A 22,546-nucleotide genomic window follows, 5' to 3' on the forward strand; every position below is an offset into this window, starting at 1 on the left:
GTTTTGACCGAGTACGGCCCAAAAACCGCTCGGCTCTAAGGTCGCCGCGCTCTTGGTTTTGATCTTGGTGGCCCCGTCAAACACGCTGGCCGAACGCAGGCGAGGCACCGAGTGTAGGGGCGAGGACCTTTTGCTTACTTTTGGGTCCTTCCAAAAGTGAGTCGCTGCAAGAGCGAAACCATAAGTCGCCGTTACCTAAACAATGGATATGTACCCAACCTCAAACCCCAAACCGCCCCCGCTCCAACTCATACATCGGCCGAACCACCGCAAACTCCCGATCAATCTGATCCACCAACGCCCCAAGATCCGAAGCCGCCTCAACAGACTCCGACTCCAACCGCTGACACAACTGCGCCAACCGCACCGCCCCAAGGTTGCCACTGCTGCCCTTGAAACTATGCGCAATCCGCCCCAGCGCTGCGGCATCCCCCCGCGCCATCCGCAGGGCCTCTACACGCTTTTGGGAGTCATCGAGAAAGGTATCAAGCAACTTGGGGTACTCGCCTTCCATGACCTCCTGCAAACCCGACAACACGTCCGGGTCCAGATGAATATCAACCACTTGCTCGCTCCTTGATCAAGAATCGGCGGATTATGCCAGAGCCCCCCAGCAAAACTCCACGCGCACACTGCGCCCGCCGTCGGACCAGCCCACCACGCTGCTTAATTGACGCACCAGACTCAAACCCCGGCCTGACAGACGGTCGATATCCAGTGGCCGTGCCAGTATTTTTTCCACGTCGAACCCTGGGCCGCTGTCTTCGATGCGCAGGGTCATCCTGCCACCGGACTCAGTGGGCACCACGTCCACATGCACCCGGATATACCCACTGTTCAAGCGTGCCAGGCGATCATTGCGCTGGCGGTAATACTCGGCAAAGCCTTGGGCATCACGCTTGAGCCGCGAATCCAGGCCCAGCACGCCATGCTCCAGGGCGTTGGAGTACAGCTCGGCCATCACACTGTAGAGCGCCCCGCTCTGCTCCCGCAGGCCGTGGATCTCCAGCAGCAATTGCAGCAGGTAGGGCAACGGGTTGTAACGCTTGAGCGTCTCGGCGCGAAATTCAAAGTTCACCGACCAATCCAGCGGGCACGACTGGCCGCTGTCGGCGTACAACGGCCCGGTCGCGCGCAAGGACTGCCCCAGTTCCAGGGTGATTTCCACCATGCTCACATCATCCCGCGCCACGCCCCGAAACGCCGCCAGGGCCTGTTCGATATCCTCGAACAGCCGGTCCGGCGCACGATTGGCCGCGAACACTTGCTGCAAACGCTCGGCGCCGAACAGTTGGTCATTGCTGTCGGAGGTGTCCAGCACGCCATCGGACAGCAGGAACACCCGATCCCCCAACGCCATGGGCCAGACTTCAGTGCGGTCATCAAAAACCTCTGCCGACAACACCCCCAACGGCAAATGCCGCGACTCCAGCGGCGTGCGCTGGCCGCTGGCGACTTCATGCACATAACCATCGGGCATGCCGCCGTTCCACACCTCCACCACGCGCCGCTGCGCACTCAGGCACAGCAAGGTGGCGCAGCAGAACATGTCCACCGGCAGGATGCGTTTGAGCTTGGCGTTCATCTCCCGCAGGATCTGGGCCAAGCCATAACCCTTGGCGGTCATGCCATAGAACACTTCGGCCAAGGGCATTGCCCCCACGGCCGCCGGCAGGCCATGGCCGGTGAAATCGCCGAGCAGCACATGCATGTCGCCCGATGGCGTGTACGCCGCCAACAGCAGGTCGCCATTGAACAGCGCGTAGGGCGATTGCAGATAGCGGATATTCGGCGCGGCATTGATGCACCCCGAATGCGCAACCTTGTCGAATACCGCCTTGGCCACGCGCTGCTCGTGCAATAGATAGTCGTGGTGCCGGGCGATCAGGTCGCGCTGTTCCAACACCGTGGCCTGCAGGCGACGCAGGCGATCCATCGCATTGATCTTCGCCGCCAGAATGAGTTGGTTATACGGTTTGGCCAGGAAGTCATCGCCACCGGCATCCAGGCACTGGGCCAGGGCTTCACTTTCGCGCAGGGAGGTGAGGAAGATGATCGGCACCAGCGCCTCCCCCGCCAACTGCTTGATCCGCCGCGCAGCCTCAAAGCCATCCATCACTGGCATCAAGGCATCCATCAGCACCAGTTGCGGCTGCTCGCGGGCAAACACCTCCACCGCTTGCGCGCCGTTGGTGGCGGTGAGCACCTGATGGCCCTGGCGCCGCACGATGGTCGACAGCAGCAACAGGTCGGCGGCGCTGTCTTCGGCGATCAGGATGGTCAGCGGCTCAATAACGGGGGCCAGGCCGCTCAACTGATGTCGAACAGTTTGTCGAAGTTGGAGATACCGAGGATCTTGCGCACATCGGAATTGCTGTTGATCACCCGAATGTCAGCGTCATCACCACCGGCATGGTCGCGCAGCAGCAAAAGCATGCCGAGGGCGGAGCTGTCGAGGTAGGTGGCTTCCTTCAAGTCCACGACGATGGCGTCGGGCTTGGGATAGATGCGCTCGTAGACTTCACGAAAATGCTGGTGGCTGCTGAAATCGAACCGGCCCTTGATGGCGATCGTCAACTTCTTCCCGTCCGGGGACACTTCAGGAACGACTGACATGCGACTGCTTCCTTGTCATTGGCAATGACACAAGGTTTAGCAGCTGAACCGAATGCGGGCAACACCACAAATCAAATGTGGGAGGGGGCTTGCCCCCGATAGCGGTGGGTCAGTTAAGAAATTTACTGCTGACACACCGCCATCGGGGGCAAGTCGAATCGTCGCACCGCCCCTCCCACATTTAGTACTGCGATTGGCGCGGCAGGCGCTGCGACAGCTCATCCATCAGCTTCTGCTCACGCTTGTCCTCGATGGCCCGCGCTTCATCGATATAGCGCTGCACCAACTTGCGCAGCCCCTCCACCCTGGCAAACGCCTGCTGCCAACTCTCCCGCGCCCGATCCAGGTTGGTCTGGTGCCAGGCCAGGCTTTGGCGCTGCTGCTCCACGGCCGTCTCAAGCTGGTTGAGAAAGCCCTGGTAGCCCATCAACCATTGGCCCGAAACCCCCTTGGTGCCGCGTTCGATCCATTGCTGCTGGTATTCGCCACGAAAGCGCTCCAGGTCACCCAGCTTGCTCTCTGCCAGGCGCACCTGGCCCTGGAAATACCCCAGGCGTTGAACGGCGGTTTTTTCGGCTTTTTCGGCCATGTCGACCACTGGGGCCAGGCGCGAAGAACGGCTGCTGGCCATGGCTTAACCGCCTGGCGCCGGGGCGAAGATCGAGCCCAGGTGGGCTTCGCTTTCGCCCATGCTGATCTTGTCGTTGAGGCCTTGGCGCAGGTACGTCACCAACTGCGGTTGCAGGGCAATCGCCAGGTCGGTGTCACGATCACCGCCGGCCACATAGGCACCCACGCTGATCAGGTCGCGACTTTGCTGGTAGCGCGACCACAGCTGCTTGAATTGTTGCGCACGGGCCATATGGGTCGGCGTGACCACCGACGGCATCACCCGGCTGATGGACGCTTCGATATCGATAGCCGGGTAATGGCCCTCTTCGGCCAGGCGCCGCGACAGCACGATGTGGCCGTCGAGCACGCCCCGCGCCGAGTCGGCAATCGGGTCCTGCTGGTCATCGCCTTCGGACAAAACGGTGTAGAACGCCGTGATCGAGCCACCGCCGGCCTCGGCATTACCGGCACGCTCCACCAGTTTGGGCAGCTTGGCGAACACTGACGGCGGGTAACCCTTGGTCGCTGGCGGCTCGCCGATGGCCAGGGCGATTTCCCGCTGGGCCTGGGCGAAACGCGTGAGGGAGTCCATCAGCAACAGGACGTTCTTGCCCTTGTCGCGAAAATATTCGGCGATACGGGTGCAGTACATGGCGGCGCGCAAACGCATCAAGGGCGCGTCATCGGCTGGGGATGCCACCACCACGGCGCGCTTGAGGCCTTCTTCACCCAGGCTGTGCTCGATGAATTCCTTCACCTCGCGGCCCCGCTCGCCGATCAGCCCCACCACGATGATGTCGGCCTCGGTAAAGCGGGTCATCATGCCCAGCAATACGGATTTACCCACGCCAGTACCAGCAAACAGGCCCAGGCGCTGGCCGCGACCCACCGTCAATAAACCGTTGATGCTGCGAATGCCCACGTCCAGCGGCACGCTGATGGGGTTGCGGTTGAGGGGGTTGATGGTGGGGCCGTCCATCGGCACCCAGTCCTCGGCCTTCATGCCGCCCTTGCCGTCCAGCGCGCGACCGGCGCCGTCCAGTACACGGCCAAGCATGCTCATGCCCATGGGCAAGCGCCCGGTGTCGGCCAATGGCACCACGCGGGCACCGGGGGCGATGCCCGCCAGGCTGCCCACGGGCATCAGGAAAATCTTGCTGCCGGAAAACCCCATCACTTCGGCTTCGACCTGCACCGGGTGGTAGCTGTCGTCGTTGATCACCATGCAACGGCTGCCCATGGCGGCGCGCAGGCCCTCGGCTTCGAGGGTCAGGCCGACCATGCGCAGCAGGCGCCCTTCCAGGATCGGCTGGCCAGGCAACTCGGTGGCCTCGGCGTAGCTGCCCAGGCGCTTGGCAAAGCTGGTGCGATCAAGGCGCATCGGGGGCGTCCAGGTCAACGCTCAGATCAGGTTCGGCAGGGTTGAGCACCTGCTCGTGCACCTGGTCCAGCAGCTTGGCCATGATCTGGCTGATGCGGGTTTCCACGGTGGCGTCGATACGACTGTGTTCGGTTTCGACGCGGCAACCGCCGGGTTGCAGCGTGGCGTCTTCGACGATGCGCCAGGTTTCTTCATGGCGCTCGCGCAGGGCTTTGACCTGCTCGAAATCCTGCGGGTTGATGTACAAGCGCACATTGCCGACGCCCAGGGGCAGCAGCTTGAGGGCTTCGCGCATCACGCTTTCGATATGGCTGGAGTCCAGCACCAACTCACGCTGAATCACTTGACGGGTGATGTGCTGCACCAGGCCGACCATGGCTTTTTCCAGTTGCGAATCCTGCTCGGCAATCGGGTCGAACAGCCCGCGCATCAAGCGCTCCAGGCTACCCAACTTGGCACCGAGGGCCGCCTCGGCTTCCTGGCGCACCTTGAGGGTCGAGCTGCGAAAACCGTCTTTTTCACCGGCGGCAAAACCTTCGTTGTAGGCCTCCTGGCGGATGCTTTCCACCTCCTCCAGGGTCAGTGGCTGGACTTCTTCCAGCGGCACTTCTTCAGACTCTACCGGCAGTTCGGGCTCTGGTTCCGGCTCAGGCTCGGGCACATAGGGGTCGAAGCTGGGCAACGACCAAATGTCGAACCCGCCCACATCCCGCGCACGAATCAGGTCGCTGGGCGCGTCATCTTTGTTCGACATGACAGGCGCCTTAGATCATTTCTTCGCCGCCCTTCCCACCGAGAACGATTTCTCCGGCTTCGGCCATACGGCGGGCAATGGTGAGGATTTCTTTCTGCGCGGTTTCCACGTCGCTGACGCGCACCGGGCCCTTGGCTTCGAGGTCGTCGCGCAGCAGTTCGGATGCACGCTTGGACATGTTCTTGAAGATCTTCTCCTTGACGCCTTCGTCCGAACCCTTGAGGGCCAGCACCAGCACGTCGGAAGACACTTCGCGCAGCAACGCCTGGATGCCACGGTCGTCGACATCGGAGAGGTTGTTGAACACGAACATCAGGTCTTCGATCTGGCCGGACAGGGTGTCGTCGATCTCGCGGATCGAGTCCATCAACTGGCCTTCGACCGAGCTGTCGAGGAAGTTCATGATGTCCGCCGCACGCTTGATACCACCCAAGGTGGTGCGCGCCGCGTTGGAGTTGCCGGAGAACTGCTTCTCCAGAATCGTGTTGAGTTCTTTCAGCGCCGCCGGCTGCACGGTATTGAGCGACGACACGCGCAGGATGATGTCCAGGCGCACTTTATGGTCGAAGTGGCCAAGCACTTCACCGGCCTGGTCGGGGTCCAGGTACGCCACCACGATCGCTTGGATCTGCGGGTGCTCGTAGCGGATCACGTCGGCCACGGCGCGCGGTTCCATCCACTTGAGGCTGTCCAGGCCGCTGGTGTTGCCGCCCAGCAGGATGCGGTCGATCAGGCCATTGGCCTTGTCTTCGCCCAATGCCGAGGTGAGCATCTTGCGGATGTAGCTGTCAGAGCCGACGCCCAGGCTGGTCTGGTCGCCGACGATCTCGACGAACTCGCTCATCACCTGTTCGACTTGCTCACGGTGCACATTGCGCATTTGCGCCATGGCCACGCCGACTCGCTGAACCTCTTTGGGGCCCATGTGGCGCAGCACTTGGGCGGCGTCGGTTTCACCCAGGGACAACAGCAGCACGGCGGCTTTGTCGACCTTGGTGAGCTTGGAGACAGCGGCTCGATTATCACTCATCTGCGTTGATCCACTCTTTCACGACCTGGGCCACACGGCCCGGGTCTTCTGCCACCAGACTCTTGATTGCGTTCAGCTGAGCGTCGTAACCCTCGCTCGGGCTTGGCAACAGGATGCTTTGCGGGCCGCCGAGGCTGACGCGGTCGTTGGCCAGTTCGCCGTCCAGGCCGCCCATGCCACCCAATTCCACGTCGCCACCGGCCAGGGCCAGCTGTTTCTTACCGTTGCCGGTGATGTTGTTGAGCACCGGACGCAACACGCCGAACACCAGCACCAGGATGAACAACACACCCAGCACTTGCTTGACGATGTCCCAGAACCACGGCTGCGAGTAGAACGCAGGTTCGGCGATGACTTCCCCGCGTTCGGCGGAGAACGGCATGTTGATCACACTCACACTGTCGCCACGGCTGGCGTCAAAACCAACAGCGTCCTGCACCAGGCGAGTGAAGCGCGCCAATTCATCGGCGCTCCACGGCGCACGGGTAATGGCGCCGTCAGCCGGGTTGACCTTGACCTGGTCGTCTACCACCACCGACACCGACAGGCGATTGACGCGGCCCTGTTGCTGCTTGGTGTGGCTGATGGAACGGTCGAGCTCGAAGTTCTTGGTGGACTGGTTACGCTTGTCCGCCGGGTACGGAGCGAGCATCGGCTGGCCGGTGGCCGGGTCCATGATCTGCTGGCCGTTGGCGTCCAACAGCGGCTGGCCTGGCTGGATCGCACCCGCGGTGGCTGCGGCGCCGCCGGTGGTTTGCGGGGCCGAGGCCGGGGCTGGCGGCTGGTTGCTCAGCGCGCCCGGTACGCCTTGCGGCGGGCCATTGGCGGCGGTGCGTTGTTCGCTGGTGGACTGCTCGCTGCGCAGGGCCGGCTGGTCCGGGTTGAACTGCTCGGAGGTGGATTCAACGGCGCTGAAGTCCACATCGGCCGACACTTCGGCCTTGTAGCGGTCATTGCCCAGCACCGGCTGCAGGATGTTGTGCACACGCTGGGTGAGCATGCTTTCCATGCGGCGGCTGTAGTCGAACTGCTTGCCGGCTTGGGTCAGCGCGGAGTTTTCGGCCATATCGGAGAGCAGGTTGCCCTTCTGATCGACCACCGTGATTTGCGACTTGCTCAGCTCGGGAACGCTGGTGGCCACCAGGTTGACGATGGCCAACACTTGGCCCGGCTCCAGGGAGCGGCCGGAGAACAGCTCCACCAGCACCGAAGCACTGGGCTTGCGTTCATCACGTACAAACACCGAGCTTTTCGGAATGGCCAGGTGCACGCGGGCGCCTTTGACGTTGTTCAGGCTGGAGATGGTGCGGGCCAACTCGCCTTCCAGGCCACGGCGGTAGCGGGTGGCCTCCATGAACTGGGAGGTGCCCAGGCCCTGGTCTTTGTCGAGGATTTCAAAACCGATATTGCTGTCGGACGGCGTCACGCCTGCCGCAGCCAGCTTCATACGCGCACGGGCTACGTCATCGGCCTTGACCAGCAATGCCCCGGAGTTGGGCTCTACGGTGTAGGCGATGTCGGCGGCGGCCAGGGTTTCCATGATCTGCTTGGAGTCCATGCCTGCCAGGCTGCCATACAACGGCCGGTAATCGGGTTGCTGCGACCACAACACCACGGCAAAACCAATCGCCACGCTGGCAGCCAGGCCGACCATCAGGCCCACCTGACGCAGCATGGTCATTTCGGAGAGGTTTTCCAGGAACGACAGGCCAAACAGCGGCGGCTTGCCGTCTGCCTTGGCGGGTACGTTGTCCACGACTGCTTCTGCCATGACTTAAATCTCGTCCTTAAACCGGCATCTGCATGATGTCTTGGTAAGCCTGAACCAGCTTGTTACGCACCTGGGTCAAGGCTTGGAAAGACACACTGGCTTTTTGCGAGGCGACCATCACGTCGGTGAGGTCCACGCCGCTTTTGCCGATCTCGAACGCGTTGGCCAACTGGCTGGAAGCTTGCTGGGTGTCGCTGACTTTGTTGATTGCCTGGCCGAGCATGTCGGCAAAACTGCTTTGGCCCAATTCCGGCGCTGGCGCGACGGATTTCGGTTGAGCCATGGCATCCATTTGCATGGAGCGCATATCCAACATCAACCGATTGAACTCAATACCCTGGCTCATGACCTTCTCTCTCCGACAACCCGCATTTTTTTTGACGCTACGCCGCAATTACTAGGGGAAGTAGCAACAAGGGTGCCAGCTCTGTATCAACTCGTAAGAAAAGACGACAAACCTTGTCAGCCTCGATACCGATTAGGTGGCAAACAGATACGCTTCCACGTCCATACCGGCATCGCGCATCTGCGCCAGCTTGTAACGCAGGGTGCGCGGGCTGATCCCCAGGCGCTCGGCGGCCTCTTTGCGGCGGCCGCGCTCGGCGCGCAGGGTGTCGATGATCATCTGGAATTCGCGACGGCGCAGGTCATCACCCAGCGCTCCGGCGGATTCAGCTTCGGCCAACACCGGCGCAGGCGCCAAGGTGGGTAATGGCGCAGCACCGCTGCCCATGGCCAGGCAGAAATCCTGAGGCTGGATCAGGCCGCCCTGTTGCAAAATCAGCGCACGCTGGATGGCGTTGTCCAACTCCCGCACGTTGCCGGGCCATGGGTAGCCGATCAGGCAGGCCTGGGCCTCAGCCGACAGCCGCGCCTGGGCATGCTTCATTTTTTTGACGTGGTTGTTCAACAGGCGCTCGGCCAGCGGAATGATGTCTGCCTGGCGTTCGCGCAGCGGGCGCCAGGCAAGGGGGAACACCGACAAGCGGTAGAACAAATCCTCACGGAAGCGCCCCGCCGCCACTTCGCCCGCCAAATCGCGGTTGGTGGTGGCGACCACGCGGATATCCAGCTGGATCGGCTTGCGCGCCCCCACCCGCTCCACCTCGCGCTCTTGCAGCACCCGCAGCAACTTGGCTTGCAGGCCCAAGGGCATTTCCGAGATTTCATCGAGCAGGATGGTGCCGCCATCGGCTTGTTCGAACTTGCCGGCCTGAGCCGCAATGGCACCGGTGAACGAGCCTTTTTCATGGCCGAACAGGGTGGCTTCGAGCATGTTGTCGGGGATCGCCGCGCAGTTGATCGCGATAAACGGTTGCTTGGCACGGCTGGATTGCTGGTGAATGTAGCGCGCCAGCACCTCCTTGCCGGTGCCGGACTCACCCGAGATCAACACAGTGGAATCGCTGCGCGCCACGCGGGCGGCCAGCTCCAGCAACTGGGCACTGGCCGGCTCGAAGGCAATCGGCCCCTCGCCTTCGCTGGCCGGGATCACGCCCAGGGCGTGGCGCGCCACCAGTTCGATCAAGGCTTTGGGCTCGAACGGCTTGACCAGGTAATCGGCCGCACCTTGACGCATGGCATCCACCGCCCGCTCCACCGCACCATGGGCGGTCATCAGCAACACCGGCAACTGCGGCTGGCGTGCACGCAGCAGGCCGAGCAACTGGTGGCCGTCCATGCCGGGCATGTTCACGTCGCTGACCACCAGGCTGAACGACTCTTGCTCGACAGCTTCCAAGGCGTCCTCGGCAGAACCGACCGCCCGGTAGTCATGGCCCGCCAACAGCAGCGTGTCGGCCAATGCTTCACGCAGCGCGCGGTCGTCTTCTACCAATAAAACCTTGATTGCCATGTTCGCTTACTCCGCGCTTGCCGCGCTTGAAAACAGCGGCAAGGTCATCAATGCACAGGTGCCACGCCCCAACCGGGAACGCAGCTGCAATTCTCCCTGATGGGCACGGGCCACGGCCTTGACCACGGTCAGGCCCAGGCCGGTGCCGTTGGTCTTGGTGGTAAAAAACGGTTCGCCCAGGCGCTGCAACACGGCAGGGTCAATGCCACTGCCGCTGTCACTGATGCACAGGCGCAGCGTTTGCCCACGGCTGTACAGGTGCACCTTGAGGCGTGCTTCTGGGCCGCTGGCCTGGGTGGCGTTTTCGATCAGGTTGAGCAACGCGCCCACCAGGGTGTCGCGGTTGCAAAGCAGTTCGCCAAGATGGCTGTCGCACTGCCAGCGCACTTGGGACTCTTGAATGTGAGTAGCGGCCGCCGCTTGCAGGGCCTGCATCAGCGCCGAGGGGGTAATGCGGTCGGTCAGCGGCAGTTCGCCACGGGCAAACACCAGCATGTCGCGCACCTGATGCTCCAACTCATGCAGGCGCTCCTTGAGGCGCCCGGCAAAACGCTGCTGGGTTTCGGCGGGCAATTGCTCATCAGTCAAATGACTGGCGTAGATCAACGCCGCCGACAGCGGCGTGCGGATCTGATGCGCCAAAGAAGCGACCATGCGCCCCAACGACGACAACCGCTCGTGCCGGGCCAATTGGTCTTGCAGGTGACGGGTTTCAGTCAGGTCGTTGAGCAACACCAATTGGCCGGGCTCGGCGTCCAGGGAGCGAGTGGCGATGGACAGGCGGCGCCCGTCTTTCAGGGAGATTTCGTGGCCGTCGTCCTCACGCGGGGCAAAGCAGCGGGCGATGACATGGCGCCACAGCTCGCCTTCCAGCGGCAGGCCCAACATGTCGCAGGCCGCCGGGTTGGCCTCGCGCACACGGCCCTGGTCGTCAATGACGATCACGCCACCGGGCAACAGCGACAGCAGGTTTTGCAGACGGTTGGCCAGGCGCTCTTTCTCGGCCAACTCTTGCATGCGCTGGGCACTGACCACGGCCAACTCGCCCTTGAGCTCGGAAACCCGGGCTTCCAGCAGGCTGTAGGAGTCAGTGAGTTGGCTCGACATCTGGTTGAACAGCGAAAAGGCCTGCTCCAGGCCATTACGGCTAAGCTGCTCGACAGACGGGACAAGCCCCAGGGAATCGGGGGCCGAAGATAGTTTGGCGGCGTGGGGCATGATGCTCTCTCGCTTGGCTGACCGTCAGTTAAACGGAACGTTGCGAGGGCTGTAGCAATAATGGTGCCGAAAAAAAACCGCTGATTAATCAGCGGCTTGAAAAACAGGCGTCAATCATCCGCCTGTTCATCACCTTCTTTGCGGCTCATGCCGTACTTACGCATCTTCTCCACCAGGGTGGTGCGACGAATGCGCAGGCGCTCGGCGGCGCGGGCGACGATGCCATTGGCGTCGTCCAATGCCTGTTGGATCAGGCCTTGTTCCAGGTTGCCGAGGTAGTCCTTAAGGTCAAGGCCTTCGGGCGGCAGCATGGCGGTGGAGCCAAAGTCCGGGGTGTGGCCGTTGATGGCGACCCGTTCTTCCATGTCGCTGCGCAGGCTGTCGAGCTGCTCGTCTTCGTCATCGACGTAGCGGAATTTCTTCGGCAACTCGACCACGCCGATCACACCGTAGGGGTGCATGATCGCCATGCGCTCCACCAGGTTGGCCAGCTCGCGAACGTTGCCCGGCCAGCCGTGACGGCACAGGGACATGATCGCGGCGGAGTTGAAACGGATCGAACCGCGCTTTTCGTGTTCCATGCGCGAGATCAGTTCGTTCATCAGCAGCGGGATGTCCTCCACGCGCTCGCGCAGCGGGGCCATCTCGATCGGGAATACGTTGAGGCGGTAGTACAGGTCTTCACGGAAGCTGCCCACCTCGATCATGCTTTCGAGGTTCTTGTGGGTAGCGGCGATGATGCGTACGTCGACGCTCTGGGTCTTGTTACTGCCCACGCGCTCAAAGGTGCGTTCCTGCAGTACACGCAGCAGCTTGACCTGCATGGGCAGCGGCATGTCGCCAATTTCGTCGAGGAACAGGGTGCCGCCGTTGGCCAGCTCGAAACGCCCGGCACGGCTGGTGATCGCCCCGGTAAAGGCGCCCTTCTCATGGCCGAACAATTCGCTTTCGAGCAGCTCTGCCGGAATCGCCCCGCAGTTGACCGGCACAAAGGGCCCGTCGCGACGCTTGGAGTGGTAGTGCAGGTTACGCGCGACCACTTCCTTGCCGGTACCGGACTCGCCGAGGATCAGCACACTGGCGTCGGTATCGGCCACTTGCTGCATCATCTGGCGAACGTGCTGGATGGCGCGACTGGTGCCGACCAGGCTGCGGAACAGGTTGGGTTCGCGATGGCGACCGCGCTCACGGGCCTGGTCGTACATCTCGCGATAGACCTGGGCGCGGTGCAGGGAATCAAGCAATTTGCTGTAGCTGGGCGGCATTTCCAGGGTGGAAAGCACACGGCGGCGCTGGTCTTCCGGCAGGTCGACAGAAGAAATATCGCCCATTAACAGAACCGGAAGGAACTCATCCCAGGTAGACAGTGTCTTTAACAAGCCCAAAACTGCGCCAGGAGCGTTTACCGTCCCGATCAGCACACAAATGATTTCACGGCTCGACGACAATGAGCTGACCGCCTGCTGCCAATCATGGCTGCCGCAGGGTAAATTTTCTTCGCCAAGAAAATTCAAAATTACCGCCAGGTCGCGGCGGCGGACGCTATCGTCATCAATCAGCAGGATTTTGGTTTCACGCCACATGCAATAGCAACTTCCCTAGTAAAACTTCCTGCCCCGGAATGAGAGCAATCGAGACGACTGTAAGACTTCTTACCTTATAGACGTCTGAAATCTGAAAACAGCACTAGTTAAGTCAAAAATGCTGGCATAGTCAAATATATGACGGCCGGTCGGATTAACTGCGCCCATTCAGCCGAACAGATGGTAAACCTTTGACGCATTTTTCGCTTGGTTGATCTGCGACATCTCTTCGAAAATCGCCTGTCTTTCGCCAGTGGTCACTTCAAGCAACTGCTGATACACCGCCAGCAGGCTTTGCAGCTTCTCGCGCAGCGCATCTTCGTCCACAGGCGGCTCGCTGAGCACCTCGTCAATCACCGCGCGGCAGCCCATATCCAGCTCGCCGACAGCGTCCCAGTTGCGCTCAGCCAGCGCGCCCATCAGGGCTTCACGGGCTTCGTCGATGCGTTGCAGTGCTTGACTCATGACAGGTACCTCAAGGCGATCGGCCTTATTGTGGAGCGATGGCATCCCAGCCACTTTTCACGGTAATCAGCAGGCGTGCGACTTCGTCGATGACTTCCGGGTCGTTGCTGGCATTGGCTTGCGCCAAACGGGTATTCATGTACTCGTAAAGGCTGTCCAACTGCCGGATAGCGGCTGGATCTTCTGCCTTCTCTTCATCCAACCCTTGGCGCAGGCCAGTGATGATGTCGATGGCCTTGGTGATCAGCACGCACTTCTGCGCGATATCGCCACGGGACATCGCGCCCTTGGCCTGTGCCAGGCGATCAAGACCACCCTCCAGCAGCATCTGGATCAGGCGATGAGGGCTGGCCTCGGATACCTGAGCGTGGGAATTGACCTTCTGGTACTGGCGAAGGGCTCTCATCGGATTCATGTTGCTACCTCGTTTAAACGCCGCTGGCGAGTAGGTTTGCGCTTACCAGTTTCTCGACTGCAGCGCCAAAAACTTTAACGTCTGTGAAAGCCAGAGACGGGCGGATCAGCGCCCTGCCCCTTAGGTCGACTTCGGATTGTTCAGCGAGTTGAGCGTGGTCATGATGCTGGAGCTGCTCGCGTTGATCTTGGCGATCAAGGTATCCATGGCCGTGTATTTGGCGCTCAGGGAGGCCTGCAGGGACTCCATGCGGCGATCCAGGTCAGCCTGTTGGGTGGTCAGGTCGGTGAACTTGGTGTTCAAGTCCTTGACCCGCGAGGCCAGCGTGCCCGTGGTGCCCACATAGCTGTCCGTGGCTTTGTTCATGCGCGAGATCAGGCCGTTGTCGCCGGTGAACAGCTTGGCGATATCGGTCGGGTTCTTGGCCACGGCCGCATCCCACTGCTTGTCGTCCAGGGTCAGCAGGCCGGTTTTCTGATCGGTGGTAATGCCCATCTGCGACAGGCTGCTGATCGCCCCAGAACCCGAACCGTTGACCAACTCACTGCGAATGCTGGAGACCAGGTCACGCATCCCCGCATCGCCCGTCAACGCGCCCGCCGTGGTGGTGGCCTGGTCGCCGGTGGCGGTGACTTTGGTCTGGGCATTGATCGCCGTCATCAGCGCGTTATACGCGGTGACGAAGGACTGCACCGATGTCTTCAAGGTGGCCGGGTTGCTGGCCACGGTGATGGTGGTGGACTTGTTGGCATCCGTCGGTGCAACCAGCTCCAGGGTCACGCCGCTGATGGCGGACGTCACGGTGTTGCTGGTGGACTCCATCGCAATACCGTCGATGGAATACTTGGCGTTTTGCGCGGCCGGGCCTGCGGTGTAGCCGGCGGCCAGGTCGGAGTCACCGCTGAGGGTGATGTCGGTGCCGACGCCGCTGGTGCTGGAGCCGATCACCAGGCGCGCACCACTGGCATCGCTCAGTACGTTGGCACTGATGCCCTGGGCGGAAAGCTGGGTGTTGATAGACTCACGAACCTGTTGCAGGGTCGAACCACCCGTGATGATCACGTTGTAGCTCTTGCCGGACTGGTTGATCGTCAGGGTCTGGTTTTCTTCGCCCGGGTTGGCCACCGCAGCAGCACCGGTGAACAATTTGCTGGTGACTTTCGACGAGGTGGCCAGGTTATCCACCACCAGCGTGTACTTGCCGCTGGAAGCACCGTCACCCAGCGTGGCTTTTACCGTCTTGTCATCGGAAGTGGTCGCCGCCAGGCCGTTGAACGAGGCGGTGCTGTTCAACTTGGTGATCGCCGTCCGGTAGGCTTCCAACGCACTCTTGACCGAACCCACAGCCGACAGCTGGGTGGTGGTGTCTGCTTGCGCCTTGGTGATCTGGGACTGCTTCGGCGCTTTTTCCGCCGCCACCAGCGCCTTCACAATACCTTGGGTATCGTAGCCCGAACCCGGGCCGGTAATCGTTGAACTCGCCATTTGTTCTTCTCCTGTCCTGTGGCTGCCGCTTTCTTGGCGCAGTGTCGCCTATTCGGCAATCAGAAACATGTTTCGTGCCAACTCAAGCCTTGCTGTCAAACAGCACGCTGCTGGCTTTGCTCAGGTCTTGCGCCAATTTCAGCGCAGTCTCGGATGGAATCTGTCGAATCACTTCACCGCTGTCGGTAGCGATCACTTTGACCACGACACGACCTGTGGAGTCGTCGATGGAAAAGTCCAGGTTTCGCTGGGAAGCCTGCACAAATTCACGAATATCAGTCACTGCTTTTTCCAGCGCATCGCGCGGCGGCTGTGCAGTGCCAGCCTGTGTCGTCTCGGTTGCAGGCAGGGCTTGGGTCGCAGTCGCGACAGCAGCCTGAGCGGTGCCAGCCGGGTAAGACGCGTTCAACTTAATGCTCATGTCCATGTCATCACCTCATAACTGAAAAAACGGAAGGGCACGTAGACGCACCCTTCCGTTATCTAACCGCTACCGATGTTACTGAAGCAGCTTCAGTACAGCGGAGCCCAGCTGGTTAGCCTGGGACAGGATAGCGGTGGATGCTTGTTGCAGAGTTTGTTGCTTGGTCAGTTCAGCGGCTTCGGAAGCGAAGTCGGCGTCCTGTACGCGGCTACGGGCTGCGGTGGAGTTTTCAGTGATGCTTTGCAGGTTGGCCACGGTGCTGTCGAAACGGTTCTGAACCGCACCCAGCTGGGAACGCTGGCTGTCTACTTGTTGGATCGCACCTTCCAGAGCCTGGATGGTTTGCTGAGCGCTGGCAGCATTCAGGATGCTCAGGTCGGCAACGGTGGTGTCCATTTTGGTAGCGGTGGTCGGCGCGGCAGCAGCAGCGGTCAGACCCAGGGTCGCCAAGCCAGTACCGGCACTGCCGTCAGCAACAGTGATGTCCTTGGTGGAGAACAGGTTCAGGGTGTTGTCAGCGTTTTTGCTGGCAGTTACACCGGTGCTGGCGCTGTTGATGGACGAAACGATGTCGGCCATGGTGGAGCCTGCGGTGAACTTAACTTCGGTGCCGTTCAGGCTGACCGAGGTAGCAGCAGCGAGCTTGGCTTCGGTAGTACCAGCCGACAGACCCAGCTTAGCCAGCGCACCAGCACCACCATCAGCAGCAGCGCCAGTACCGTTACCCAGTTTGATTGCCTTGCCATCAGCCGAAGCCAGTTGCAGACGACCGTCAGCGGATACGGAGGCAGTTACGCCGAACTTGTTGGTGGTGTTGGAGGTGTTGATTGCATCAGCGATATCGGTCAGCTTGTCGCCTACATCGAACTGCACGTTAGTGCCGTTGATGTTGATCTCGGCCTTGGCAGTCAGTGCACCAGCGACTGCTGGAGTAGTAACGCTGGTAACACCGCCGCTTGCGACAGCAGTATCCAGACCACCAACAGCACCCGCGCCGATAGTAATGGCGGAGGACGAAGTCAGTACCAACTGGTTAGTACCCGACAGGGTCGCTGCCACGCCAGGAACGGCGTTCAGTTTACCTTGCGCAGTGGCTGCGGTGTCGGTGGTAGTGAAGGTAACGTCCTGACCGTTGACTTTGAAAGTAGTGTCAGCAGCAGGCGCGGCGAATACAGCACCAGTCTGTACGAATGGAGTGGTAGTGCTGACAGCCGGAGTACCGCCTGGCAGAACAACAGCGTTACCAGTTACACCAGCCGACAGAGTGGTAGTAGTACCATCCAGCTTAGCTTCGCTGTAAGTACCCTTCAGGCCGGTAGCGCTCAGGTCGCTCATGCCGAAAGAGATAGTCTGGTTAGCGTCCGAACCGATCTGGAAGGCAACGTTCTGGAACGAACCGTCCAGCAGGTTACGACCACCGAAAGTAGTGGTTTGGGCGATACGGGTCAGCTCACCGGATTTAGCGGTGAATTCTTGTTGCAGGGAAGCACGGTCAGCGTCGCTTTTATCACCGTTCGCGGACTGCAGAGCCAGTTCACGCAGACGTTGCAGAATGTTGGTCGACTCTTGCATCGCGCCTTCAGCGGTCTGGGCGATGGAAGTACCGTTGTTGGCGTTGGCGATGGCAACGGTCATGCCTTTAACCTGGGAGGTCAGACGGTTGGCGATTTGCATGCCAGCGGCGTCGTCTTTGGCGCTGTTGATTTTCAGGCCGGAAGACAGGCGAGTCATCGAGGTGCTCAGAGCATCACCGGCTTTGTTCAGGTTTTTCTGAACGGACAGGGAAGTGATGTTGGTGTTTACTGTTAAAGCCATGACGAAATCCTCGTGGGGTTGTTTACTGCGGCTTCCGGCCCTGGCAACCGCCGGGTGTGGCCTAGAGAACCTTCGTAATAGTTATCGTCGTGTGTGCCGGTTGCTTGAGTCTTTTTTTTGATTTTTTTACTGGCGCCGTGCCACCCCTTGCAATTCAAGGGCTTACGCAGGGGCCAAACCCCGGTTTCATTGGCTTTTCTGGCGCCAAATAAAAAACGCCGATGATCTCTCGATCATCGGCGTTTTTTGGTTGCAGCTATTAAAGCATCACGGGCGATAGAGAATCGCCGAGCCCCACGACAGGCCCACGCCAAAACCGCTGATAGCCACGCGCTTCCAGGTGGCGTCCATCACGTGCTTTTCCAGCAGCAGCGGAATGCTCGACGACACGGTGTTGCCGGTCTCGACCATGTCCTTGATGAACTTGTCCACCGGCGCATCTTCAAAGCGGCGCGCCACGGCATCAACGATGGCCGCACTGCCCTGGTGGATGCAGAACGCATCGATCTCGTCGGCCTTGAGGTCCGACTCGTTGAGCAGCTCGTGCAAATGCGCCGGCACTTTGAGCAGCGCGAAGTTGAACACCTGGCGGCCGTTCATGAAGAACACGCCATCACTCACCTTAAGGTGCGGCGCGCCGGAGCCGTCGGTGCCGAACTTGGACTTGCCCAGCAGCCAAGGCGCGTCTTCGCCCATCCAGGTGGCCGTGGCGGCATCGCCGAACAGCATGGTGGTGTTGCGGTCTTCCGGGTCGACGATCTTGGAGTACGGGTCGGCGGTGATCAGCAGGCCGTTTTTCAGGCCGGCGGCTTCCATGAAGCCCTTCATCGCGTAGATGCCGTAGACGTAGCCGGAGCAGCCCAGGGAGATATCAAACGCGGCAACGTGGGTTGGCAGGCCCAGTTTGTCCTGGACGATGGCGGCGGTGTGGGGCAAACCCTCTTCGTCACCGTTCTGGGTGACCACGATCAGCGCGTCGATGGATTCGCGCTTCAAGTCCGGGTTATTGGCAAACAAAGCGTTGACCGCCTCGACACACAGATCGGAAGTTTCCTGCGCGGCTTCCTTGCGCGGCAGGAACGCCGAACCGATCTTGCCAATGATGAACTCTTCATCCTTGGCGAATTTGGCACCCTGGGCGTAGTTATCGATCCCGTCGGCCGGCACGTAACTGGCGATGCTTTTTATGCCAATCATTGTGGCTTCCCAATACTAAATAGCTGGAGATCACCCCGCGAACCGGTTCGCCGAGTGCTGACAATAAAGGGGGATAACCCCGCAAAAACGTCGCTGAAAGCCGCCCTGCAAAGGCCCTGCGACGACTTATCCTTTTCACACGATACAGTGAAGATGCGCTTTATGACTCGCAGGTCACCTAATTGTGTGTGCTTTATGCAAAACCTTCAAACAATTAACGCCCAGAAACGACAATGGCCCAGCCTGTTTCCAGGCTGGGCCATTGGGTTACAGCGGGTCGATTACATCTTGTTGAACAGGCTCAGCTGGGAGATTTTCACGAACGCCAACTGCGAGGCTTGCAACATGGTCTGCTGCAAGCTCAGGTTGATCGAGGCTTCCGCCAGGTCGATGTTGCCCAAGTCGTTCATGGTGGAGTCATTGGCGATGCTCAGGCTGGAGTTTTGATCCGACTGCAAATCCAAGGCTTTACTGCGCGCGCCGATTGAGCCACGCACCTGGTCAACCTGGATCTTGGAGTTGGCCAGGTTGCCGATGGACCGGGCGACCACGTCCTTGAGCTCCTTCTGCGCCACAGGGTTGCCGTCTGCCGGGGTTTCAAGAACCTTGCGCAAGTGGCTCAGGGTGTCGAGTACGTTTTCGCTCTTGCTGCTGGTGGCGCCGATCGTAAAGGAATCGCCGTCACCCGGATCGGAGGTAACGCCATATTGAACGCCGGCCACCGTGATCGAGGTGGAACCGGGGGCCAGCGTGTCGCTGGCGATTGCCTTGCTGTCGGCGGTGTACGGCTGCGCATAGACGTTATAGGCACCACTGGCACCGAACTTGACGACCACACCCGAGTTGGGAAAGGTGCTGGCGTAGGCCGCCTGATCAGTGATGGTGCCACCGGTCAGTTGCGCCGTGGTCGCGTTGCTCGGCGTACGCGACACACTGAAAGAGTCCGGCTTGAGCGCCAGGGTGAACTCGCGATCCTTCACCAGGTCATCCGATGGCGTGCCAGGCAGCACGCCCTCGCCCAGGTTGAAACCGATATCGAACTTGACCCCACGCAGGTTGACCGTCGAGGCGCCTTCCTTGGTGGCGTCAAAGGTACCGTTGCCCTGAATCTCGGAGGTGACGTCCTTGCCGGCGCTATCGGTGACGGTGTACTGGGTGCTGCTGATGAATTTCAACGAATAAGGCTGGCCGCTGGCAAAGCTGCTGGTGGTGCCTGCAGTAATCAGGCCCGCAGACACCGTGACCTTGTAATCGTCGACATCAGGCGCGGTGAGCACGCGAGTGGTTTGAGTGCGCCCCGTGTTCCCCGTACCTTCGAGGATAGTCTTCGCGGTGTCGCCCATCGAAACCGACAGGTTCTCCGCCACCTTCAGGCTCAATGGCGTCTCGTCGCCCTGGTAGGTGTAAGTACCATCGTTGTTGCGCGAGTAAGGCGGGGTGTCCGTCTTGCTGCCGGAGAACATGTAGTTACCACTGGCATCCTTGGTGTTGAGCAACGCCAGCACTTGATCCTGGATCGCGCCAATGGTATCGGCATGCGCCTTGCGATCAGCATCACTGATGCCAATGTTACCGGCGGCCAATGCCACCTCACTGGCCTTCTGCAATGCGTCCTGGATACCACTGAGCACACTCTCTTCAGAAGCGAACGAGTTCCTCAACGTGGAAATATTGCTAGTGGACTGCGCCAGCATGTCTTTCTGCTGCTGCAGCATCAACAGGCGCGCTGCCGCCACCGGATCATCCCCGGCGGTTTGCACACGCACACCGGAGGTCGTCTGGTCCTGGGCCTTGATCAGGCTGGAATAGTTCGATTGGTACTTGGCAGTACTGGCTTCGAAATACTGCTGTGTAGAAATACGCATCGTCCCAGACTCCCTTAAAGACTATTGATCAATGTGCTGAAGGTTTCTTGCGCGGCCTTGATGATCTGCGACGACGCGGTGTAGTACTGCTGGAACTTGATCATGTCGCCCGCCTCGTCATCCAGGTTGACCCCGGACACCGAGTTGCGCGCTTCCTTGTTGGCGCTCAGCAAGGCCCCGGTTGCCGCGACGTCTACGCCCGACTGGCTGGCCTTCGCACCCACCTGCGACACCAGGCGGCTGTTGGCACCGACCAGGCTGACGCCCACATTGCCATCGCCCAGGCCAACGGTGGCCTTGGTTTGCAGGTCGAGCAATTGCTGGGCATTGCGGCCGTCGGACTTGCCGCCACTGTTGAACGAAAACGTGGTGCTGTCACCACCGGCCGGCGAACCGTTGACCGTGGTGTCAAAACTGAAACCGGAGCCTGGGATCGGCGTTCCGGTGGCGTCCAGCTCAGGCACATTGATGGTGAGCTTGTTGCCCTGCCCCGGCACGATGGTGCCGGTGCCGATCGACTTGCCTTGGGCATTGCTGATCGTATAGGACTGCGTGCCGTCAGCGGCTGGCGCGGCAAACACCATCTTCACCGGCATCAGGCCTTCGATATCCGCCTTCAGCTTCGCCGAGTCGGCGCCGCCATGGATATCCAGCGGGTTGGTCAGGGACGGTTGGGAGAAGGTACCGGTGCCGGTGTTGGTCTTGCTGCTGTCACCCACCAGTGCGCCGGCAAATGCCAGTTTGTTGGCATCCACCATATCCACGCCGATGCCGCTGGCGCCCGTTGCGGTGGGGCTGACCTTGAAACTGTCGCCAAAGCCCATCGCGCCTTTGCCATCGAGCGTCAGGGTTACGCCGTCAAACGACGCTGGCGCGGTAGTGGAAGTAATATCAAAGGTGCCCATGGATTTGCCGTCCGAACGCACCACGGTCACCATGTTCGGGTTGGTGTTGTCGCTGAAGGTGACCTTGTAGTCGAGCGTCGTCAGCTTGCTGCTGTCGTTGATGGTCACATTCAAGTTGCCCACACCACTGTTGCCCACAGCCGCCTGGCTACGCGAAGCGATGGCCGCAGCACTGTTGACGTCCTTGAACAACGACGTACCGAAGTCGCCATTCAAGTCCAGGCCTTGGCCCAGTTGATTGTTGATGGTGTCGGCAGTGGTAATGGCCAGGCGGCCCAGTTCATTGATAGCCGGCATCAAGGCATCGCTGCGATAACGCAACAGGCCGCCGATGCTGCCGCCACTGATCACCGAACCGAGGTCCAGGGTGGTGCCGCTGACGTTCAGTTGAATGGTGTACTGACTGTTATCGGTTTTGCTCGGCACTGCGGAAATCGGGTTGGAAATCCCCCCCTCAACCAACGACTGGCCGCTGCCGGTATTGATACTGAACTGGCCGTTCTTCTCAGTGGCCGTTACACCGATCAGCTCATTGAGCGCGCGCACAGCTTCATTACGTGAGTCCAGCAGGTTGGCCGGGGCAGTGCTGGCCGAACCCTGGGCCTGGAAGATCTGCTTGTTGAGCGAGGCAATCGAGGAGGTCAATTGGTTGACCTGATCACTCATGGTGCTCAATTGGCTATTGATGCCTTCTTTCTGCTGGGTGAGCTGGGTCGAAATCGCGTTGAAGCGGCTGCTCAAGGTCTGGGCATTGGCCACCAGCAATTGGCGCGCCGACATGTCACTGGGGTTGGACGACGCAGTCTGCAACGTGGCAAAGAACGAACTCAGTACCGAGGACATGCCGGTGGTCTTGTCCGACAACACCTTGTCCACGGCCGAGACCTGGTTCTGGTACGCATTGGCATCAGCACTCAACGCCGTACTGTTCTGGTACGCCGTGTCCAGGTACTCGTTATACACCCGCCGCACATCGGCCAGGGTGGTGCCGCTGCCGATGAATACGCCGCCGTACTGGTTCGACGCATTGGCGACCTGCCCGCTCTGCTGGCGCGAATAACCCGCCGTGTTGACGTTGGCGATGTTGTTACTCAACACCGACAACGAGCCTTGAGCGGCATTGAGCCCTGACATCCCGATACTGAGCAAACTCAT

General features: G+C 60.5%; 20 protein-coding genes. All 20 read right to left on the bottom strand.

Annotated features, from left to right (window positions below):
- Positions 1-220 precede the first annotated feature (220 nt).
- The 20 genes from DYL59_RS28805 to flgK all read right to left on the bottom strand — a co-directional run bounded on the left by DYL59_RS28805 (position 221) and on the right by flgK (position 22,546).
- Positions 221-565, bottom strand: a complete 345-nt coding sequence (locus DYL59_RS28805; protein WP_135292194.1) for an Hpt domain-containing protein — start codon at positions 563-565, stop codon at positions 221-223.
- Between the two features lie 30 nt (positions 566-595).
- Entirely contained in the window at positions 596-2,314 is a 1,719-nt protein-coding gene (locus tag DYL59_RS28810) for an ATP-binding SpoIIE family protein phosphatase (protein WP_135292195.1), read from the bottom strand.
- Positions 2,311-2,616, bottom strand: a complete 306-nt coding sequence (locus DYL59_RS28815) for an STAS domain-containing protein (protein WP_105694866.1) — start codon at positions 2,614-2,616, stop codon at positions 2,311-2,313. Before DYL59_RS28815 ends, DYL59_RS28810 begins: the two co-directional genes overlap by 4 nt.
- Positions 2,617-2,797: 181 nt before the next feature.
- Positions 2,798-3,247 carry a flagellar export protein FliJ gene (fliJ, locus tag DYL59_RS28820; RefSeq protein WP_135292196.1) on the bottom strand — a complete coding sequence of 150 codons (450 nt, stop codon included), beginning with the start codon at positions 3,245-3,247 and terminating at the stop codon, positions 2,798-2,800.
- Positions 3,248-3,250: 3 nt separating this feature from the next.
- The gene (fliI, locus tag DYL59_RS28825; RefSeq protein WP_135292197.1) at positions 3,251-4,609 is read right to left on the bottom strand and encodes a flagellar protein export ATPase FliI; all 1,359 of its coding nucleotides are present in this window, start codon (positions 4,607-4,609) and stop codon (positions 3,251-3,253) included.
- Entirely contained in the window at positions 4,599-5,363 is a 765-nt protein-coding gene (gene fliH / locus DYL59_RS28830; protein ID WP_135292198.1) for a flagellar assembly protein FliH, read from the bottom strand. Before fliH ends, fliI begins: the two co-directional genes overlap by 11 nt.
- 10 nt (positions 5,364-5,373) lie before the next feature.
- On the bottom strand, positions 5,374-6,393 hold the full coding sequence (fliG, locus tag DYL59_RS28835) for a flagellar motor switch protein FliG (RefSeq protein ID WP_135292199.1): 1,020 nt from the start codon (positions 6,391-6,393) through the stop codon (positions 5,374-5,376).
- The gene (fliF, locus tag DYL59_RS28840) at positions 6,386-8,164 is read right to left on the bottom strand and encodes a flagellar basal-body MS-ring/collar protein FliF (protein ID WP_135292200.1); all 1,779 of its coding nucleotides are present in this window, start codon (positions 8,162-8,164) and stop codon (positions 6,386-6,388) included. Before fliF ends, fliG begins: the two co-directional genes overlap by 8 nt.
- Before the next feature lie 16 nt (positions 8,165-8,180).
- A complete protein-coding gene (gene fliE, locus DYL59_RS28845) occupies positions 8,181-8,510 on the bottom strand; it encodes a flagellar hook-basal body complex protein FliE (protein ID WP_015885194.1) in 330 nt (109 codons plus the stop codon).
- Positions 8,511-8,642: 132 nt separating this feature from the next.
- On the bottom strand, positions 8,643-10,019 hold the full coding sequence (locus tag DYL59_RS28850) for a sigma-54-dependent transcriptional regulator (protein WP_135292201.1): 1,377 nt from the start codon (positions 10,017-10,019) through the stop codon (positions 8,643-8,645).
- Positions 10,020-10,025: 6 nt separating this feature from the next.
- A complete protein-coding gene (locus DYL59_RS28855; RefSeq protein ID WP_135292202.1) occupies positions 10,026-11,237 on the bottom strand; it encodes a sensor histidine kinase in 1,212 nt (403 codons plus the stop codon).
- 110 nt (positions 11,238-11,347) lie between these two features.
- Positions 11,348-12,820 carry a sigma-54 dependent transcriptional regulator gene (locus tag DYL59_RS28860; protein WP_135292203.1) on the bottom strand — a complete coding sequence of 491 codons (1,473 nt, stop codon included), beginning with the start codon at positions 12,818-12,820 and terminating at the stop codon, positions 11,348-11,350.
- A 168-nt stretch (positions 12,821-12,988) separates the two neighbouring features.
- Positions 12,989-13,285, bottom strand: a complete 297-nt coding sequence (gene fliT, locus DYL59_RS28865) for a flagellar protein FliT (RefSeq protein ID WP_135292204.1) — start codon at positions 13,283-13,285, stop codon at positions 12,989-12,991.
- A gap of 25 nt (positions 13,286-13,310) precedes the next feature.
- The gene (gene fliS / locus DYL59_RS28870) at positions 13,311-13,700 is read right to left on the bottom strand and encodes a flagellar export chaperone FliS (RefSeq protein ID WP_135292205.1); all 390 of its coding nucleotides are present in this window, start codon (positions 13,698-13,700) and stop codon (positions 13,311-13,313) included.
- A 120-nt stretch (positions 13,701-13,820) separates the two neighbouring features.
- Positions 13,821-15,185, bottom strand: coding sequence for a flagellar filament capping protein FliD (gene fliD, locus DYL59_RS28875; protein ID WP_135292206.1), 1,365 nt, complete (start codon positions 15,183-15,185; stop codon positions 13,821-13,823).
- Between the two features lie 82 nt (positions 15,186-15,267).
- Positions 15,268-15,612 carry a flagellar protein FlaG gene (locus DYL59_RS28880; protein ID WP_135292207.1) on the bottom strand — a complete coding sequence of 115 codons (345 nt, stop codon included), beginning with the start codon at positions 15,610-15,612 and terminating at the stop codon, positions 15,268-15,270.
- Positions 15,613-15,684: 72 nt separating this feature from the next.
- Complete coding sequence (locus DYL59_RS28885) at positions 15,685-17,424, bottom strand: flagellin N-terminal helical domain-containing protein (RefSeq protein ID WP_135292208.1); 1,740 nt, start codon at positions 17,422-17,424, stop codon at positions 15,685-15,687.
- 267 nt (positions 17,425-17,691) lie between these two features.
- Positions 17,692-18,621 (bottom strand): ketoacyl-ACP synthase III, encoded by a 930-nt coding sequence (locus tag DYL59_RS28890; RefSeq protein ID WP_010208730.1) that lies wholly within the window; start codon positions 18,619-18,621, stop codon positions 17,692-17,694.
- Between the two features lie 281 nt (positions 18,622-18,902).
- On the bottom strand, positions 18,903-20,486 hold the full coding sequence (locus tag DYL59_RS28895; RefSeq protein WP_135292209.1) for a flagellar hook-associated protein 3: 1,584 nt from the start codon (positions 20,484-20,486) through the stop codon (positions 18,903-18,905).
- 14 nt (positions 20,487-20,500) lie between these two features.
- The gene (flgK, locus tag DYL59_RS28900) at positions 20,501-22,546 is read right to left on the bottom strand and encodes a flagellar hook-associated protein FlgK (protein ID WP_135292210.1); all 2,046 of its coding nucleotides are present in this window, start codon (positions 22,544-22,546) and stop codon (positions 20,501-20,503) included.

It is taken from the genome of Pseudomonas kairouanensis (assembly GCF_004682055.1).
GTDB lineage: Bacteria > Pseudomonadota > Gammaproteobacteria > Pseudomonadales > Pseudomonadaceae > Aquipseudomonas > Aquipseudomonas kairouanensis.